The sequence below is a fragment of the Desulfobulbus propionicus DSM 2032 genome, from assembly GCF_000186885.1.
GTDB lineage: Bacteria > Desulfobacterota > Desulfobulbia > Desulfobulbales > Desulfobulbaceae > Desulfobulbus > Desulfobulbus propionicus.
This window is the reverse complement of the sequence record NC_014972.1, coordinates 914,426-931,375: the sequence shown is the minus strand read 5'-3', so window position 1 is coordinate 931,375 and position 16,950 is coordinate 914,426. Positions and strand designations below refer to the sequence as shown.

Genomic DNA, 16,950 nt, shown 5'->3' with positions numbered 1-16,950 from the left:
ATGTCCCGTGTCATGCCTCCTTTGCAGATCCGCCTGCTTGCGCTGATCATCGCCATCCTGTTCCTCGTCCCCGGTTCGGCTGCGAGCGCGCCGCCACCCGCAACACCCGCGGTACCGGTGACCGTAACCAAGGTGCGGACAGGCGAGGTGGCGGCCCTCATCGAGCTGGCCGGGACCCTGCAGGCGGCCGAGCGTGCCTCCATCGCCGCCAAGATCACCGGCGTGATCACCCGCATGCCGGTGGTGCTCGGCTCCACGGTCAAGGCTGGAGAACTGTTGGTGGCGATCAGCGCCGAGGAGATCACCGCGCGGCTCAACCAGGCGGAGGCCCAGCTGGCGCAGGCCCGCCGCAATCTGGAACGGGAACAGAACCTGCTGGCAAAAAATGCCGCCACGCCGGACATGGTCAAGGCGATGACCGATCAGTACAACATCGCCCAAGCCGGATACCGCGAGGCCAAGACCATGCTCGGCTACACCACCCTCACCGCCCCCTTTGACGGCGTGGTGACCCGCAAGCATGCGCACAGCGGCGATCTGGCCACACCCGGAACCGCGCTTCTCCAGCTGGAAAACAACCGCCTGCTACAGGTGCGCACGGCGGTTCCGGAAAGTTTGGTCCTGCAGATCCGGCCCGGTGATGTCCTCACTGTCAGGATTCCGGCGGCTGGGGTGACGGTCCAAGGCACGGTGGCCGAGGTAGCGCCGGCGGCTGATCCGGATTCACGGACCGCCCCGGTGATCATTGATTTGCCCGCCCATCCCGACCTGCGCACCGGGCAGTTCGCTCGAGTTCTCCTGCCCGGCACCAGAACCCCATCCCTGCTGGTGCCGGCCAGCGCCCTTGTCCCGTCCGGACAGATGGACCGTGTGTTCGTGGTCGAGAACGCACGTGCCCAGCTCCGTCTGGTCAGGGTTGGCGCCAGCCATGATGGCATGGTCGAGATTCTCGCCGGCTTGGCGCCCGACGAAACCGTGGTCACCACCAACAACCGCCTGCTGGTCCATGGTCAGGCATTGCAGGTTCAGCCATGAGCGGCAACTCGACCCATCCTGGTTTTGCCGGACGGCTGGCCGCGGCCTTTGTCGGTTCCAAGTTGACCCCAATCGGGTTGATCGCCTCGCTGCTGCTGGGCTTGCTGGCCCTTTCCCTGCTGCCGCGCGAGGAGGAGCCGCAGATCAAGGTACCGATGATCGACGTGATGGTCTCCATGCCCGGCGCCACCGCCAAGGAAGTCGAGCAGCGCTTGGCCGTCCCCATGGAGAAGTTGCTCTATGAACTGCCCGGCGTCGAGTACATCTACTCCACCTCCATGCCCGGCCAGTGCCTGCTGATCGCCCGTTTCTACGTGGGCGAGGATTTCGAGAAAGCGATCGTCAGTCTCAACCAGAAGCTGCAGACCAACTTCGACCGCATCCCCCACGGGGTATCCCTGCCGCTGATCAAACCGCACTCCATTGACGATGTGCCGATCCTGGCCCTGACCTTCCATTCCACCACCTCCGATCATTTCACCCTGCGCCGTCTGGCCGCCGAGGTCGATGATGCCATCAAATCGATCTTCGAGGTGGCGGAAACCCGGCTGATCGGCGGTACCCGCAGACAACTGCGGGTGCAATTCGATCCCCTGTTGCTGGCGGCCCGCGACCTCAGTCCCGGGGATCTGGTTCAGCGCCTGCAGCAGGCCAACCGGCAATCCCAGTCCGGCACCCTGCGCGCCCTGAACAACGAGGTGCTGCTGCAGACCGGCACCTTCCTTGATTCCGCCGAGGAGGCCGGGCGGATCGTGGTCGGGGTCCACGGCGGCCGGCCCGTCTATCTGCACGAGGTCGCAACGGTCATCGACGGCCCGGAGGAGCCCCAATCCTACGTGCTGTTCGGCAGGCAGGACGGCGATCCCGAAGCGGCGGTCACCCTGTCGGTGGCCAAGCGGCCCGGCGCCAATGCGGTCCACGTGGTGGAGACGGTGCTGCGCAAGGTGGACAGCCTCAAGGGCACGCTCATCCCACCCGAGGTTTCGGTAACCGTCACCCGCGACTACGGCGAGACTGCGGCCGAAAAATCCAATGAACTGCTGCTCCACATGGGCATCGCGGTCTTCGGCGTGGCCCTGCTCATCCTGTTTTTCCTTGGCTGGCGCGAATCGATCATTGTCCTCCTCGCTATTCCCTCGACCCTGTCGCTGACCCTGCTCCTGTTCTACCTGTACGGCTACACCCTCAACCGCATCACCCTGTTCGCCCTGATCTTCTCCATCGGCATCCTGGTGGATGACGCCATCGTGGTGGTCGAGAATATCGTCCGCCATCTGCGGCTGCCAGCCAGCCAGCGCGCCTCCCTCAAGGACATTGCCGTGGCGGCGGTGATCGAGGTCGGCAACCCCACCATTCTCGCTACCTGGGCGGTGATCGCCGCCATATTGCCCATGGCCTTTGTCGGCGGCTTGATGGGTCCCTACATGCGGCCCATCCCGATCGGCGCCTCGGCGGCCATGGTCTTTTCCCTGGCCATCGCCTTCACCGTCACCCCCTGGGCGGCCATCCGCATCCTGCGCCCGCCCAAAGGAGCCGGCAACGAGGCTGGCCACGATCCGGACCACGCCCCGGACGATTGGTTCACCCGCCTCTATCACCGGATCATGGACCCGCTCCTGGCCCATGCCGCCTGGCGGCTGGGATTTTTCGCCCTGATCGTGATGCTGTTGCTCGCCTCCTGTTCCCTGGTGTACCTGGGCAAGGTCAAGGTGAAAATGCTGCCTTTTGACAACAAGTCGGAATTTCAAATCATTCTCGACATGCCCGAGGGGTCGACCCTGGAACAGACCGCTCACGTAGCCATGAAAATGGCCGAGGCGGCCGGCCGCGAGCCCGAGGTGGTCAATTACCAGATTTATGCCGGCACGGCCTCTCCCTACAATTTCAACGGCTTGGTCCGCCACTACTTCATGCGTTCCGGCCCGACCGTGGCCGATGTCCAGATCAACCTCCGTCCCAAGGCGGACCGCGACAGTCAGAGCCACGACATCGCCAAACGGGTGCGGCCGGAAATCGCGCGGATCGCGGCCCACTACGGGGCAGCCGTGGCGGTGGCCGAAGTACCGCCCGGTCCGCCGGTGCTGCAAACCCTGGTGGCCGAAATCTACGGTCCGGATGAGTGCAGCCGGGTACGACTGGCCAACGAAGTCAAGAATATTTTTGCCACCACCGACGGTGTGGTGGATATCGATTGGTACCGCGAGCAGGAACGATCCAAGCTGGTGCTGAAGGTGGACAAGGAAAAGGCCGCGCTCAACGGCCTGTCCGAGGCTGAAATCGCCCAGGCGGTGGAGATGGGCTTGTCCGGCCGTTCCCTCGACCTGTTTCACCAGCCCCGCGACAAGGAGGAGATCGATATCGTGGTGCAGCTGCCGCAAGCACAGCGGGCCCGGATCGACAACCTGCTCAACATCTCCCTGCGGCCGGCGACCCAGCCCCAGGCGCCGCTGGTGCCCCTGCGCGAACTGGTGCGGGTCAGCGAGCAGCCGGTTGATCAGCCGATCTACCGCAAGAATCTCAAACCGGTGGTCTACGTCACCGGCGACGTCGCCGGCGCGGCGGAAAGCCCGGTATACCCGATTCTGCAGATGAACCAGCGGCTCAAGCAACTGGATGCGGCCGACTTCGGCGGCCAGGCCGGACCGGTGACCGTGTACAACCTCAACCAACCTTTTCTGGAAAACCAGCCGGCGATGAAATGGGACGGCGAGTGGCACATCACCCTGGAGGTCTTCCGCGATCTGGGACTAGCCTTCTGCGTGGTCATGGTGCTGATCTACATGCTGATGGTCGGCTGGTTCAAGGACTACGTCACCCCGCTGGTGGTGATGGCCGCCATCCCGTTCTCGCTGATCGGCATCCTGCCCGCCCATTGGGCGCTGAACGGCTTTTTCACCGCCACCTCGATGATCGGCTTCATGGCCGGAGCAGGCATCGTGGTCCGCAACTCGATCATCCTGGTGGATTTCATCGAACTGCGCCTCAGCCACGGTCTCTCGCTCGCCGAGGCGGTGGTCGAGGCCGGGGCCATCCGTTTCCGGCCGATGCTGCTGACCGCGCTGGCAGTGGTGGTCGGCGCTTCGGTCATTCTTGCCGACCCGATTTTCCAGGGCCTGGCCATCTCCCTGATGTTCGGTGAAATCGCTTCATTGCTCATCAGCCGGATGGCGGTGCCGGTCCTGTATTATCTGGTCAGGGCCAGACAGCGATGACAAGCCCGCATCCCTTGAAATGTCGGCGCGAACAATGCCCGCTCGCAACGAGGAACGGGCACGATTTTTCTTTCGATACAGAGAAGCAAAGGTGACGTTCAGGGAACGTCGCCAACCGCGACGACCCAAGATGCCCCGTGAACTCCGGACACCGGAACCTATCAGCACACGGGGCCGAAGATCGGCAAGCTCAACCAATCAAGGGGAGGGACAGACATGTTATGGCGTGACGGACGGAGATCAAGCAACGTGGAGGATCAACGCAGGGTCCGGATTCCGGGAAAGGTCAAGGGCGGCGGCTTCGGCATTCTTCTCCTCGCCCTGGTGGCCATGTATTTCGGCATCGATCCCTCGCTCATCCTCAACATGGGCGAGACGTCCCAGGTCAGTCAGCCGGGACGCCTCGAAAAATCTCCTTATTCCCAGGAAGAACAGCAGTTGGCCGATTTTGTCTCCGTGGTCCTGGCGGACACCGAGGATACCTGGCACCAGATTTTCCGCTCCGGCGGCAGGGAATACGCCGAACCGACCCTAGTGCTGTTCAGCGGTGCGGTCCACTCGGCCTGCGGGTTTGCCCAGGCGGCCATGGGTCCCTTCTACTGTTCGGCGGACTCCAAGGTCTATATCGACCTCTCTTTCTACCACGACCTGAAACAGCAGATGAACGCTCCCGGCGATTTTGCCCAGGCCTATGTCATTGCCCACGAGGTGGGGCATCACGTGCAGAACCTGCTCGGAATAGCCAACAAGGTCCAGGCGCTACGCCAACAGGTGGCCGAGGTCGAGTACAACAGGCTGATGGTGAAAATGGAACTGCAGGCGGATTGCTTTGCCGGCATTTGGGCGCATCATGCGGACAGGGTCAGGCAGGTGGTGGAGCCGGGCGATATCGAGGAAGCCCTCAACGCCGCCAGCCAGATCGGCGATGACCGTTTGCAGCAACAACACCGGGGATACGTCACCCCTGATTCCTTCACCCATGGAACGTCCGCCCAGCGGGTGCGTTGGTTCCATCGGGGCTACCAGACGGGAACGGTGTCCAGCTGCGATACCTTTGGCGCCCAATCCCTGTAATCATGCGCCTCTCAAAGAATGAGCCATGGGCCACGGAGGCGGTGCGCCGGTTGCTCCGGCACCCCAAAAAAGGGAAAATCGCCCGGCCTTCTTTGCTCCTTGCGCCGCTCAGGATGGTCTGTTCGGTAAAACCGCGCGGATGACCGGGGCGAGGTCATGCAGGGAGACCGGCTTCATCATGAACTCGCGGATGCCGGCCTTGGCGACCCGCTCGGGCGAAAGGGCCGAGCTGTAGCCCGAGCAAAGGATGATCGGCAGGTCGGGCCGCAGGGCCAGCATGTTGCGGGCCATCTCAAAACCCGTCTTGCCGGGCATGGTCTGATCGGTGATCACCAAATCAAACGCTTGGGGATTGTGCTCAAACAACGCCAAGGCGCTGCTGCCGTCGTTACAAATCGTGATCCGATAGCCTAGTTGCTCAAGAAAACCCTTGAGATAATCGGCCACCATCTGTTCGTCATCGACCACCAGAATGGATTCATCACCGCCGACGAGCGACTGTTCCTCCTTGCACGGCCGCTGGGCTTCAACCCCGGCCACCACCGGGAAGTAGACCTGCACCGTGGTGCCCTGCCCCACAGTGCTCTTCACCTCGATCCGTCCCCCGTGACTTTCGACGATTCCGTGGACCACAGCCAAGCCCATGCCGGTTCCCTTGCCGCTGGGTTTGGTGGTGAAATAGGGTTCAAAAATACGTTCCAGGGTCGCAGGTTCGATCCCGCAGCCATTATCGGCAACACTGATCCTGATCCACTCGCGCTCTTCTTCCTTTTCCCGCAATAGCTTCCTGACCGATTCCAGGCTCAGGGTCATTTCTCCTCCCTGTTCTTCCATGGCATGAAAGGCATTGGTACAGAGATTCATCACCACCTGATGCAACTGGGTGGGATTGGCAAGGATCATGCGGTCGGTGGCGGCAATTCGTTCACGAATGGTGATGGTCGACGGGATGGTGCCCCGCAGCAACTTGATGACCTCCTTGATCAGGACGCCGGGTTGAATGGGGATGCGTTTGGTGGTTTCCTTGCGGCTGAAGGCGAGGATCTGATTGACCAGCTCCGAGGCCTTGCCGCCGGCCTTGAGGATCTGACGAATCTCCCGCTGCAACGCCCCACCCGGGGGAAGCTTGAGGAGCGCCAGCTCGGCATAGCCGAGGATTGCCGCAAGCAAGTTATTGAAATCGTGAGCAATACCTCCAGCCAAGGTACCAATGGCAGCCATTTTCTGTGATTGGCGCAGCTGTTCCTCCAATTGCCGCTGCTGCCGGATGACCTTCAGTCGTTCACTTACATCGCGGATCAACTCCAAGGTACCCAGCAACCCTCCCTGATCGTCTCGAATCTCGCTGTTCAGGGTCTCGCCGAGGAAAACGCGGCCATCCTTGCGGACAAAGCGGCGGCACCAGGTGGTGGGAAAATCGTCATGGCGAAAAATTGCGCAGTTGTTTTCATAGAGCACCGAAGGATCGAGTCCTGCCAACTCCTCGTTGCTGTAGCCGAACATCCTGCAGAGGGCGGGGTTGGCCTGCCTGATTTTGCCGGAGGGGTCCATCACCACCACCCCGTCGGGGATGCTGTTGAGGATGGACTGAAAAAAAACGCGCTGCTGATCGAGGTCTTTGATCTTCGCCTTGAGTTCGGGATAATAACTCTTGCGGATGGAGCGCTCGCCCAAGCCGACAATGGCATCCTTGAGGTGATCCCACTGATCGTGTTCATCGGTGCGATGGCTCATTGCTCAGAAGGCCTCCCCATAGATTTCCTCGATATCGCGAAGTTGAATACGTTTCGGGTTGGTGGCCACGCAGGGGTCGGCAACGGCCTTGCGGGCCAGCACGCTGATATCCTCCCGCCGCACCCCCCTAATACCGAGCCCGGGCTCCAGACCCAGGTCCCGCTTGAAGGAGCGGATCGCTTGGAGCAAGCCCTGCCGCCGTTCTTGCTCCGTCAGCCCGTTCGTCTGCACGCCAAAGATTTCGCCGATGCGATCGTAGCGTTCCGGCGCCGCACTGTAGTTGAAGGCAATCACCGCGTCAAGCAACAGGGCGTTGCACTCGCCGTGGGGCAGATCGAGCAGGCCCCCCAGACTGTGGGCCATGGCGTGCACGGCGCCCAGACTGGCGTTGGAAAAAGCCAGACCAGCCTCCAGGCTGGCAAGCATGACCTGTTCACGCAGATCGATATCGTCGAGCCGCTCCACCACCTGGGGGAGGAAACGGCGGATCAGACGGATGGCCTCCAAGGCATGCAGGTCGGTCAGCGGCGAACTGGCTGAACTCACATAGGCCTCGATGGCATGCACCAAGGCATCCACCCCGGTGCACAGGGTCAGATGCCGGTCCATGCTGAGGGTCAGCCCAGGGTCGAGCAAGGCCAGGTCAGGCACCATGGTCTTGCTGATGATCGCGACCTTGACCTGTTCCTGGCTGTTGTTGATGATGGCGAACTGGGAGACATCGGCCGAGGAGCCGGAGGTGGTGGGAATGCAGATCAAGGGCGGACCGGGCACCTCCACATTGTCCACGCCTTGAAAGTCGAGCACATGCCTGTCGTTGGCGGACACGATACTGACGCCCTTGGCGCAGTCCATGGGGCTGCCGCCCCCGAGGGCGACAATGATGTCGCAGCCGGACTCACGGTACAGGGCGGCCGCTTCCATCACCTCAAAATCGCGGGGATTGGCGCTGACCCGATCATACACCACCGCCTGCACCCCGGAGGACTGCAAAATCTGAATCGCCCGCTCCACGAGACCGGCTTGGGCAATACCTGCATCGGTGACCACAAAAACCCGGCTTGCGCCAAAATTAAGGGCATAGCGCCCGAGCAGTTCAATGGCGCCATCGCCAAAAACAATCTCGGGAGCAAGAAACTTACGAATGTTCAACTCGGTCAGCATGGCGTCCCTCCCCGAAATGGCCCCTGACGGCAACAGCGTGTCTTCGTCCTTGTTCTTTGGTCTATCCTATGGCAAAACGCGGTCCCCGTCAAACACCTTTACTCGCCAGGATTGCCCCTGATTCGCGACCATCTCGTCCGGAGGATGCCGCTAGCGGATCACCTCCTTGTCCCTGGCCAACGGCAGGCCGAAACGATCCTGACCGAGCAGGAAAATGCTGTCGGCGCCGAACAGGGCGAGAAAGCTGGAATCGGCCATATTGCAGCGGAATCCTCGACAGGCGCGCGGCCGGTGGTGATAGATCCGGCAGACATGCTTGTCATTTCTTTTCTCAAGGAAAATACATCCCCTGTCGTCGGGGTGGATCATGAACACCTTGCCGTCGGCACGGGCCTCGGCCACCAACTCGTCCATGGTTTTGCCGCGCAGCTGGGACAAGCTGATGTCCACCCCGACATGGCCGCCCATCTTTCGTATAAACTCCACCTCGTCGGGCTGGAGGGCGATTTTGCGATAAGAGGTGCAACAGGTGCCGCACTGGCGGCATTCAGCGAAGATCGTCCGCAGCGACGTGGTATCAACGGTTGTGTTTTTTGTCATAATTGCAGCGAAAAAGGGGGATCATCGCTCAATTCTCATACCGTCCAGAAAGCATGCAGGGGATGATTCTCAAGGATCTTGGCCGCCCGTTGGGAATGGACCACTCCCGGCCGGCGGCTGGCGGGATGCAGCAGGCTGTCCACCGTGACCAGCACCGAGGCCTGCAGCGAGTCCGGATTGTACCCTCCTTCCAGCACGAACAGCAGCCGGTCGTTGCACGCCTCGTGGGCCAGGTATTTGAGCAGTTCCGTCACGGTGGCATACCATTGGGTGGACAGCAGGACACGGCTGATCGGGTCGTCGCAATGGCCGTCAAATCCGGCGGAAACAAGGATGATCTGCGGCAGATACTGTTCCACCACCCCGCCGAGAACCCGGCTGAGCAGATACAGGTACTCCTGGTCGCTGAACTGCGGGTGCACCGGCAGGTTGATGGTGTAGCCCCGTCCCTTGTCGCTGCCGGTCTCGCGCGCCGATCCGGAAAAAGGGAAAATTTTTTCCTGATGGATCGAAACGAAAAAAACCTGATCGGTCTCGTAAAAAACTGTCTGGGTGCCATTGCCGTGATGGACGTCGAAATCGACGATGAGAATCCGCCGCAGGCCATACACCCGGCGCAGATATTGAGCGGTGATCGCCACATTGTTGAACACGCAGAACCCCATGCCCCGACCCGGTTCGGCATGGTGTCCGGGAGGGCGGATCAGGGCGAAGCCATAGTCGATCTCGCCGTCGAGGATCCGATCGGCCAGCTCCAGGCAGCCGCCGGCGGCCAAGGCCGCCGTATAGAGGCTCTGCTCCATCAGATAGGTATCGCGGTCGTAGGAATAGGGATCGTCGATATTGACATGCTCGCGCAGCTGTTCGAGGTAAAAGGCCGAATGGACGGCTTCAATGTCGGCCGACGAGGCCTCGCGCGGGAGGAATGTGCGCAGCTGGCCGGCATATTGCGGTCCTTCGAGGGTACGATAGAGGCCGCGCACCCGGCCCGCGTTCTCCAGCGACACCTGCGGGATGCCGTGCTCGTAGTACCTGCGGTCAAAAAGAAGCCCTGGCGGCTTAGGCATCGGGATACTGGTAGATGGGCTCATGGACAAATCGCTGCCGATCCAGCCGGTAGAGGGAGCCCAGCCGCTGAACCTGTTGATCGGCGTAGGACAGGGACTGGGCGAGTTCGAAGCCGAGTTTGCGCAGGCAGCGCTGCTGGGCCAGGTTGTTGACATCGGTGTACATCTCGATCCGACGGATGGCGAGCCGGTTGAAGAGAAACAGGATCAAATATTTCTGCGCCTCGGTCCCGTAGCCTTTGTTCCGCTCCTCGGTCCGTGCAATCTTCACCGCAATCACCGCCGCTCCCGGGTCCTCGGAGCGAATCCAGTATTGGATCGTGCCGATGGGCTCGCCGTCGCGCAGCTCGATCAAAAACGTCTTGTTCCGCTCGTTCCACAATACCCCCGCCCGTAGCTGCATGCCCAGATGATCGACGGAATGGTTTTCCGGCGTCAGGTACTGTCCATGGGCCTGGGGGTCGCCGCTCCATCGCGCCAAAAGCTGCAGGTCTTCGAGCTCGATGCGCCGCAGCTGCAAACGCACGGTGAAGATCCTGTTGCCAAAAATGGTCATGACACCATATCCTCCCACTGGGCGGCGCGGCGGGACCCGACTCTCGGGCTCCGGCCGCGCCGAATGCACCCTATTTGCACAGACTGTTGACCGCCTCTTGCAACGAACTGCTCGAGGCCATCAACCGGTCCAGGGCCTTGACCGTGTCACCGACCGAGGTCTGCACGGTTTCCGTGGTCCTTTGGTTCTCGCCGGAGGACGTGACCACGGCTTGAATCTGCTCCATCACCTTGTGGCCGTGGTCAGCCAAGGCTGCGGCTCGGCCGCTGACGTCCTCGACCGAGGTCGAGATCGTCATGATGCCGGAAGAGATCTCGTCCATGGCCGAAAGCGCGGTACTGATCACCTGGGAGCCGTCATCGAGCATGCGCATGCCCTCCTGCATGGCGGCGATGGTCTGCCGGCTGTCGTTCTCCACCATCTTGACGATATTGGAAATATCCACCGCCGAGCGCGAGCTGTTCTCGGCCAGCTTGCGCACTTCGTCGGCAACCACGGCGAACCCCCGGCCGGCATCGCCGGCGCGCGCGGCCTCGATGGCGGCGTTGAAGGCCAGCAAGTTGGTTTGCGAGGCGATCTCCTTGATGATATCGACAAAGCCGCCGATCTTTTCCACCTGGGACACCAGGGTGGCGACCATCTCGTTGTTCTGCTGCATCGATCGGTTGATCTGCCGCATCTTGTCGCCGGCCTCGGCTCCGGCCTTGCGACCATTTTCCGCCTCGCGCGACATCGAGCCGGCCAGCTTGTTGACCTGCTCGCTCACCCCGAGCATTTCGGTGGACGATTCGAGCATTCTGCGAATGGTCGTCTCCGACTCGTCGAGGCGGATTACTTCCTGGTTGAGCGAATCGCCCATCAACCGCATGTTGCCGCGCACCTCCTCCATCTGCTGCTGGGAATCGGCCACCAACTCGGCCACCTCCTGACTGGCCCGGCTCACCAGTTGCTCAACCCCGGTTTCGGCACTGATGTCGAGGGCAAACTCCAGGGCGCCCTTGATGTTGCCCTTGGCGTCCTTGATCGGCGCGCCGGTGTACTTGAGCGGGATCTCGCGGCCGTTGACCCTGGCCACGGTCTTGGCCGCGACCACGCTATCGCTTTTCATCGCCTGGCCGCAGGCACAGTGTTCGGTGTTGCAGTGGGTGGTGTTGAACAGGCTGTAACATTTTTTACCGATCAACTCATCGACGCTCGCCCCCAAAACCCTGGCGCCGGCCGGATTGATGTAGGTGATGGCGAACTCGGTGTCGATGGAGAAGATCGGCGTGGGGATGGCGTTGAGATTCTCGATCTTTTCGTTGGCCTCCTGTCGCTGCCGGGCCTCGTCGGTGATGTCGAGGACGAACTCAAGCGCGCCGGTGATGTTGCCCTTGGCGTCCTTGATCGGCGCGCCGGTGTACTTGATCGGCATGATCATGCCTTCCCGGGGCCGGGCAATGGTTTCCTCGCTGACCACCGTGTCGGACTTCATTGCCCGCGCGCAGGCGCATCGTTCGGTCTGGCAATGCGGGGTTTTGAACAGGTCAAAGCATTTGCGGCCGATGGCGCTGTCCGGGGTGAGGCCGACGGCGGCCGCACCGGCGGGATTGATGAAGGTGATGGTATAGTCGGTGTCGATGGACAGGATCGGCGTGGGAATGGCGTTGAGGTTCTCGATCTTGGTGTTGGCATCGTGGCGTTGCCGCGCCTCCTCGGTGATGTCGAGGATAAACTCCAGGGCACCCTTGATGTTGCCCTTGGCATCCTTGATCGGCGCGCCGGTGTACTTGATCGGCACGATCACCCCGTCCCGGGGACGGGCAATGGTCTGCTCGGAAACAATCGAATCGGTCTTCATCGCCCGCGCGCAGGCGCACTTCTCGGTCCGGCAATGGGGGGTTTTGAACAGATCGTAGCACTTCCTGCCCACGGCCTCGTCCGGGGTCAGGCCGGCCACGGCCGCACCGGCGGGGTTCATGAAGGTGATGGTAAAATCAGTGTCCATGGCCATGATCGGCGTGGGAATGGCATTGAGGTTCTCGATCTTCTCCTCGGCCAGCCGCTGCTGCTTATTTTCTTCGGTGACATCGAGCACATATTCAATCGCCCCGACAATGTTGCCCTTGGCATCCTTGATCGGCGCGCCGGTGTACTTGATCGGCACGATCACCCCGTCCCGGGGACGGGCGATGGTCTGCTCGGAAACAACCGAATCGGTCTTCATCGCCCGCGCGCAGGCGCATTTCTCGGTCCGGCAATGGGGGGTCTTGAACAGATCGTAGCACTTCCTGCCCACGGCCTCGTCCGGGGTCAGGCCGGCCACGGCCGCACCGGCGGGGTTCATGAAGGTAATGGTGAACTTGTCGTCAATCTCAAGCACAGGGGTAGGGATGACGTTGAGGTCGGTTTCCATCTGCCGTAACCGCGCTTCCAGCAGTTTTCTGTCGCTTATGTCGGTCATGGTGACCAGGGTTTGACCGCCATCCTCGCCCACTGGCCGGGCCAGTGAACGGTAATAGCGGATGCTGGCACCGTGGTTGCGTATTGCCTCGGCCGCCACCGGTTTGTGCATCCGGCCGGCCTTGTCCACCGGACAGTCCTTGGTGCCGCAGAGATGCAGATTACAGCTCTCCTCGCAGGTCATCTTGCCGATCACCTCGTGCGCCTCCAAACCGAAGGCTTGGAGAAACGCCGCGTTGGCCCAGGTGATGATCCGCTTGCCGTCGACCATAAATCCGGGCTCTTCCCAGGTCTCCAGTACGGTCAGATCCATGCCCATCGGTGGTTGCGCTCCAGTTGTCATTGTTTCCTCCATTCCCTGATTCCTTTGTTCCTTTCGTGTTCGCGATTACTTGATTGGCGGCGAATCGATCAAATCCGCCGGCGCCGCCACGGGCGTCACCGTCTCCTGGTCCGCGATCAGGAGATGGTGACGCAGCAAATTGGCGACATTGACAACCAGCACATGCTCCTTCAGCCCCTCGCCGTTGATGAACTCGATCAACCGGTCCAGGGTGTCCTTTTTCGCCTGCAACTCAGGCCTGAGCGACGGGGTGGCGTGGTACCGTTCCTGTTTGTAGATAGTGATAATTTCATCGACCAGCAAGGCCACCAGGTTGCCATTGGCCCGGCCGATGATCAGCTTGTCCTCCGGGCTGGGGTCCCGGCTCACCACGTTGTGGTCTGGACAGGCGTAAAAGTTGCGCAGGCGGATCACCGGCACGATCCGGCCACGCAGGTTGATGATTCCCTGCACCAGGCCATCGCCGGCAATCGGCATGCAATCGCCGCAGCCGATGATTTCCTGCACATCCTTGAGTTCAATTGCATAATGCTTGCCGATGGCAAACACGAGATAGCAGTGCTCGGTGATGAGGTGGCGGGCCGCCGATTCCTCCTCCGCCTCGGTCGAGCCGTTGTTCTTGCGCAGCCGCGTCATGGCGCTGATTCTGTCGGCCTGGGAACCGATCAACCCCTGAACATCGAGCAGCATGATGTCGTTGTAGGGCGCGCAGGTGCACACGCCCCGCAGATGCGGCAGGTGACGCCCCGGAATGGCCATGATGGCATCGTCGGCCACCACCAAAATCTGATGGATCTTGTCGACAATCAAACCAAAGGACAGAAGCCCCGACTGCATCACCAGGATGCGGGTCTCCTCGGTGGGGGTGATCGTTTCTTCCGCGCAACCGAGCAGGGTCGCGCTGCACAGCACCGGGATGGTCTGACCGCGCAGCTGCAGGGCGCCTTCCACCTTGCCGCTCTTGAAGGTCTGGTCAATGTCGCTGAAAAAGCAGATCTCCCGCGAATCGCCCACCGGAATGCCGTAAATCTGCTGGCGGCAGGAAAAAACGACGAACTGCGAATAACTGCGCTGCACCGCCGGTGGCGGCTCGTCATGGTCAAGGGCCTCGTCGACGCCGGACCCGCCCGTGGGAAAAAGCCGCCGCAGATCGAGCAGCTCCAGGGTCCGCCGCCCCTGGTCCAGCTTGATCAGGTCGACGATCACCGTCTCCTCGGTGAGAAGAAAGGGATCGAGAGGCTGGACAGCGTGGGGGGAAACCCGCAGCACTTCGCGGATATCGTCCACCAACAGGCCGTACCGCTTGCGGTTGAACTGGATCACTGCCACCTTGGCATCGTCGCCGTATGCGGTTTCCGTCAAGGCCAACCGTTTTTTCAGGTTGATTACCGGGATCACATCGCCCCGCAACGGCATGATTCCCTCAAGAAAAAAGGCCCCGGTGGGCAAGGGCTGGATCGGGGCCGCGAGGGGCATGGCCTCGACCACCTGTTCCGCGGGCAGGGCGATCTCGAGATCGGCCTGACGGTCAAGGAGAAAAGAGGCAAAGAGTTGTTCCTGACTCATTGGGAGTACCCCGTCTAAGGATTGCGCGAAGAGCCGGCGCCAAAACGATGGTCCTGGCGGGATTCCAACCGGGCCAGCACGGCGCCGACCTCGCTGAAATCGCTGTCCTGGTAGGCGATGAAACGCGGCCGCAACTGATGGCCGCGCGCCACGGTCTCTGTATCGGCATCCGGCAGCACCAGAACAAAAAACACCATTTCCAGCCGAAAACGGAAGGGTTCGAACACCTGCAAATCCTGATGGCTTGTCGCCTGGAGCACCACGGTTTCCGGCAACGGATCGGGGTTTCGCAGATACTGGATCAATTCCGCGATGCTCCCGCAATCGGTCAGGGATTCCAGGGACGTCAATGTCTCGATGGACTGTTTCAGCCGTTCACCGCTTGCCGTCTGTTTGGCCGCATACAACAGCACGTTCATGCATAGTTCCTCACTGTTCTCCACGGACCGCGATGTGCCTGTCCGCTGCTCCTCATTGGCAAGGATCATGCCGCCTGGAGCAAAAAGAAGAAAAATGCCGATAGCCGGCGTTGGCGCGGGATACGACCGATCTGGCGAGGGGATGAATGGGGATCGACAAGCGGGCAATCGTTCACAAAAAAGCACAGTGTGCCGAAAAGTGAACAGTTCGGAACAAACAACCGGTACACGACCTGGCCTGCATCGGTAGAGCAGGAGATAGCGGCACACAAGCGCCGGCGGCAGGGTCGATCAGAGCGAAGAGCCAGCCAAGGATTCAGCCAAGCTGAAACTTCCTGATCAACTGGTAGAGGCGGGTGCGGGAGAGGCCGGACAGTCGGCCGGCTTCCATGATATTGCCAGCACTGTGGCGGAGAAGCCGTTGGGTGTACTCGCGCTCAAAGGCATCCTTGGCCTCCCGCCAGGCAAGAATGGCCTCGGAACTCGGAACATCGGCCGGGATCGTTTCATGGCCGCGAACGTTGGCTCGGGCATGGGCCGTGCGGATATGCACCGGCAGGTGTTGCGGAAAGAGCACCGGCGAATAGACCGCATGGGCAAAGGCGGATTCCATCGCCTGGGACAGCTCGCGGACATTGCCCGGCCAGGCGTAGCTGGTGAGATAGTCCATGAAATCGGGCAAGCACTCTTTTCTCTCCTGGCCATACCGCTGCACCAAGCGGCTGAGGAAATGTTCCACCAACCGGGGGATGTCGCCGTCGCGCTCGCGCAGGGGCGGCAGGTGCAGGGACAGTCCCCGCAGACGGTAGAGCAGATCCTCGCGGAACACCCCCTTCTCGGTCATGGCCACCAGATCGCGGTTGGTGGCGCAAATCAGGCGAAAATCGCTGTGACACTCCTCCTGGCTGCCCACCGGACAAAAGGTGCGTTCCTGAAGGACACGGAGGAAACTTTTCTGGGTGGCCAGCGGCAGCTCGCCGATCTCGTCGAGAAAAAGCGTTCCCTTGTCGGCATGGCGGATCAGACCGCGATTGGCCCGATCGGCGCCGGTGAAGGCACCCTTGACATGGCCAAAAAGCACGCTTTCCACCAGTTGTTCCGGCAGGGCGGTGCAGTCGACCACCACGAAGTTGCCGCTCCTGCGGCGGCTGTTGGCATGGATGGCCCGGGCAAAGGCCTCCTTGCCCGTTCCTGACTCCCCGGAAACAAGGACGCTGGCATCGGCTGCCGCCGCCTTGGCCAGCATATCCAGGCATTGGAGGAAACGGGGACTTTCGCCGACCAGCTGGTCGCGCTCCACCGTCTTGAGCACGGCCTTCTGTCCGCTCAGGGCCTGGCGGTACTGCAAGGCCCGGGTCAATGGCAGGGTGATCTCCTTGACAATCGAGCTCTTCTCCAGATAGCACCAAGCGCCGTGACGGATGGCCAGCTCGGCCCCATCCGGATCTCCCTGGCCGGTGATGATGATCACCTGCGGGTCCGAGGCCACGGAACGCAGCCGATCGATGGCCAGCAGGCCGTTGCCGTCCGGAAGACAGACATCGAGCAGTACCACGTCAAAACGGCCCTCGACCGCCGCGGCAAGGCCGGCGGTCAAGGTGTGCGCGCATCGGGACGTGTGCCGCAGGCTGTCGAGCTTGTCGGCCACGGTTTCCGCGAACAGGGGGTCATCGTCGATAATCAGGATTTCAGCCATCCATTCTCCGGTTCCACAGCACGGGAACATGGAATATTGTCT

At 61.4% G+C, this 16,950-nt stretch carries 12 protein-coding genes; 3 read left to right on the top strand and 9 right to left on the bottom strand.

Going from position 1 to position 16,950, the window contains the following annotated elements; translation table 11 throughout:
- From DESPR_RS04175 to ypfJ, 3 genes are all read left to right on the top strand, one after another.
- A complete protein-coding gene (locus DESPR_RS04175) occupies positions 1-1,035 on the top strand; it encodes an efflux RND transporter periplasmic adaptor subunit (protein WP_015723562.1) in 1,035 nt (344 codons plus the stop codon).
- On the top strand, positions 1,032-4,247 hold the full coding sequence (locus DESPR_RS04170; protein ID WP_015723561.1) for an efflux RND transporter permease subunit: 3,216 nt from the start codon (positions 1,032-1,034) through the stop codon (positions 4,245-4,247). Before DESPR_RS04175 ends, DESPR_RS04170 begins: the two co-directional genes overlap by 4 nt.
- Positions 4,248-4,463: 216 nt before the next feature.
- Positions 4,464-5,321, top strand: coding sequence for a KPN_02809 family neutral zinc metallopeptidase (gene ypfJ / locus DESPR_RS04165; protein WP_015723560.1), 858 nt, complete (start codon positions 4,464-4,466; stop codon positions 5,319-5,321).
- A gap of 108 nt (positions 5,322-5,429) precedes the next feature.
- On the opposite strand, the gene DESPR_RS04160 is transcribed toward ypfJ, so the two are convergent.
- The 9 genes from DESPR_RS04160 to DESPR_RS04120 all read right to left on the bottom strand — a co-directional run bounded on the left by DESPR_RS04160 (position 5,430) and on the right by DESPR_RS04120 (position 16,908).
- Entirely contained in the window at positions 5,430-7,055 is a 1,626-nt protein-coding gene (locus DESPR_RS04160) for a hybrid sensor histidine kinase/response regulator (protein ID WP_015723559.1), read from the bottom strand.
- Positions 7,056-7,058: 3 nt separating this feature from the next.
- Complete coding sequence (ercA, locus tag DESPR_RS04155; RefSeq protein WP_015723558.1) at positions 7,059-8,219, bottom strand: alcohol dehydrogenase-like regulatory protein ErcA; 1,161 nt, start codon at positions 8,217-8,219, stop codon at positions 7,059-7,061.
- 150 nt (positions 8,220-8,369) lie between these two features.
- Entirely contained in the window at positions 8,370-8,819 is a 450-nt protein-coding gene (locus DESPR_RS04150; protein WP_015723557.1) for a YkgJ family cysteine cluster protein, read from the bottom strand.
- 35 nt (positions 8,820-8,854) lie between these two features.
- Positions 8,855-9,886 (bottom strand): histone deacetylase family protein, encoded by a 1,032-nt coding sequence (locus DESPR_RS04145; RefSeq protein ID WP_015723556.1) that lies wholly within the window; start codon positions 9,884-9,886, stop codon positions 8,855-8,857.
- Entirely contained in the window at positions 9,879-10,442 is a 564-nt protein-coding gene (locus tag DESPR_RS04140; protein ID WP_015723555.1) for a GNAT family N-acetyltransferase, read from the bottom strand. Before DESPR_RS04140 ends, DESPR_RS04145 begins: the two co-directional genes overlap by 8 nt.
- Before the next feature lie 70 nt (positions 10,443-10,512).
- The gene (locus DESPR_RS04135; RefSeq protein WP_015723554.1) at positions 10,513-13,227 is read right to left on the bottom strand and encodes a methyl-accepting chemotaxis protein; all 2,715 of its coding nucleotides are present in this window, start codon (positions 13,225-13,227) and stop codon (positions 10,513-10,515) included.
- Positions 13,228-13,272: 45 nt separating this feature from the next.
- Positions 13,273-14,793, bottom strand: a complete 1,521-nt coding sequence (locus tag DESPR_RS04130) for a chemotaxis protein CheW (RefSeq protein ID WP_015723553.1) — start codon at positions 14,791-14,793, stop codon at positions 13,273-13,275.
- Between the two features lie 14 nt (positions 14,794-14,807).
- The gene (locus DESPR_RS04125; protein ID WP_015723552.1) at positions 14,808-15,212 is read right to left on the bottom strand and encodes a hypothetical protein; all 405 of its coding nucleotides are present in this window, start codon (positions 15,210-15,212) and stop codon (positions 14,808-14,810) included.
- Positions 15,213-15,528: 316 nt separating this feature from the next.
- Entirely contained in the window at positions 15,529-16,908 is a 1,380-nt protein-coding gene (locus DESPR_RS04120; RefSeq protein WP_015723551.1) for a sigma-54-dependent transcriptional regulator, read from the bottom strand.
- Between the last annotated feature and the right edge of the window lie 42 nt (positions 16,909-16,950).

Bases quoted from the DNA above. Each gene is read 5' to 3' on its own strand.
- DESPR_RS04175 (WP_015723562.1), top strand. From the start codon at position 1: ATGTCCCGTGTCATGCCTCCTTTGCAGATCCGCCTGCTTGCGCTGATC.
- ypfJ (WP_015723560.1), top strand. From the start codon at position 4,464: ATGTTATGGCGTGACGGACGGAGATCAAGCAACGTGGAGGATCAACGC.
- DESPR_RS04130 (WP_015723553.1), bottom strand. From the start codon at position 14,793: ATGAGTCAGGAACAACTCTTTGCCTCTTTTCTCCTTGACCGTCAGGCC.
- DESPR_RS04150 (WP_015723557.1), bottom strand. From the start codon at position 8,819: ATGACAAAAAACACAACCGTTGATACCACGTCGCTGCGGACGATCTTC.
- DESPR_RS04170 (WP_015723561.1), top strand. From the start codon at position 1,032: ATGAGCGGCAACTCGACCCATCCTGGTTTTGCCGGACGGCTGGCCGCG.
- DESPR_RS04125 (WP_015723552.1), bottom strand. From the start codon at position 15,212: ATGAACGTGCTGTTGTATGCGGCCAAACAGACGGCAAGCGGTGAACGG.
- ercA (WP_015723558.1), bottom strand. From the start codon at position 8,219: ATGCTGACCGAGTTGAACATTCGTAAGTTTCTTGCTCCCGAGATTGTT.
- DESPR_RS04135 (WP_015723554.1), bottom strand. From the start codon at position 13,227: ATGACAACTGGAGCGCAACCACCGATGGGCATGGATCTGACCGTACTG.
- DESPR_RS04160 (WP_015723559.1), bottom strand. From the start codon at position 7,055: ATGAGCCATCGCACCGATGAACACGATCAGTGGGATCACCTCAAGGAT.
- DESPR_RS04120 (WP_015723551.1), bottom strand. From the start codon at position 16,908: ATGGCTGAAATCCTGATTATCGACGATGACCCCCTGTTCGCGGAAACC.
- DESPR_RS04145 (WP_015723556.1), bottom strand. From the start codon at position 9,886: ATGCCTAAGCCGCCAGGGCTTCTTTTTGACCGCAGGTACTACGAGCAC.
- DESPR_RS04140 (WP_015723555.1), bottom strand. From the start codon at position 10,442: ATGACCATTTTTGGCAACAGGATCTTCACCGTGCGTTTGCAGCTGCGG.